The sequence below is a fragment of the Streptomyces sp. NPDC014894 genome, assembly GCF_043080985.1.
Classification (GTDB): domain Bacteria; phylum Actinomycetota; class Actinomycetes; order Streptomycetales; family Streptomycetaceae; genus Streptomyces.
Genome location: NZ_JBIBWD010000061.1, coordinates 1 through 1,190, shown reverse-complemented (window position 1 = coordinate 1,190; position 1,190 = coordinate 1). Strand labels below are relative to the sequence as shown.

The following is a 1,190-nucleotide window of genomic DNA, read 5'->3' as shown; positions in this document are numbered from 1 at the left end:
CTCGACGACCTCACCCACACCCTCGACAACGGAGCCCCCGCACCCGAAGCCGTCCTCTGCCCACTCCCCGCCACCCCACGAACCAACCCCACCACACCACCCCCACTCGACACCCCCACCACCATCCAAACCCTCCTCACCCACACCCTCACCCTCCTCCAACACTGGCTCAACGACGACCGCTACACCACCACCCGACTCATCATCCTCACCCACCACGCCACCACCACCCACCCACAAGAAACCCCCGACCCCACCCACGCCACACTCACCGCCCTCATCCGCACCGCCCAAACCGAACACCCCCACCGCATCACCCTCCTCGACCTCGACAACCACCCCCACAACCACACCCTCATCCCCCACACCCTCACCACCCAAGAACCCCACCTCACCCTCCGCGACACCACCATCCACACCCCCCGACTCACCCAACTCCCCACCCCCACCAACCCAACCCCCACACCCACCTACAACACCCAAGGCACCGTCCTCATCACCGGCGGCACCGGAACACTCGCCACCCACACCGCCCGCCACCTCATCACCCACCACGGCATCCGCCACCTCCACCTCACCAGCCGCACCGGACCCCACCACCCCAACGCCACCCGCATCCACCAAGAACTCACCCAACTCGGCGCCCACATCACCATCACCGCCTGCGACACCACCGACCCCGACCAACTCGACAACCTCCTCAAAACCATCCCCCCACAACACCCCCTCACCACCGTCATCCACACCGCCGGCACCATCCACCTCAACCCCCTCCAACAACTCACCCCCCAACAACTCACCACCGTCCTCCAACCCAAAATCAACACCGCCTACAACCTCCACCACGCCACCCGACACCACCAACTCGACGCCTTCATCCTCTACTCCTCCCTCGCCACCACCCTCGCCTCACCCGGACAAGCCAACTACGCCGCCGCCAACGCCTACCTCAACGCCCTCGCCCACCACCGCCACACCCAAGGACTCCCCGCCACCAGCATCGCCTGGGGCCCCTGGAACGACACCAACGGCATGATCCGCCACCTCAACACCACCACCCGCAACCACACCACCCGCACCGGATTCCCACCCCTCACCACCCACAACGCCCTCACCCTCCTCGACACCGCCCTCACCACCACCCACCACCCCACCACCACCGCAACCCACCTCAACACCAACAACATCAA

At 66.0% G+C, this 1,190-nt stretch carries 1 protein-coding gene; it reads left to right on the top strand.

Features of this window, described 5'->3' with window-relative positions; genetic code table 11:
• Nucleotides 1-1,190 (top strand): beta-ketoacyl reductase (locus ACF089_RS35920; RefSeq protein WP_392036445.1); only part of this gene is annotated, 1,190 nt, incomplete at both ends.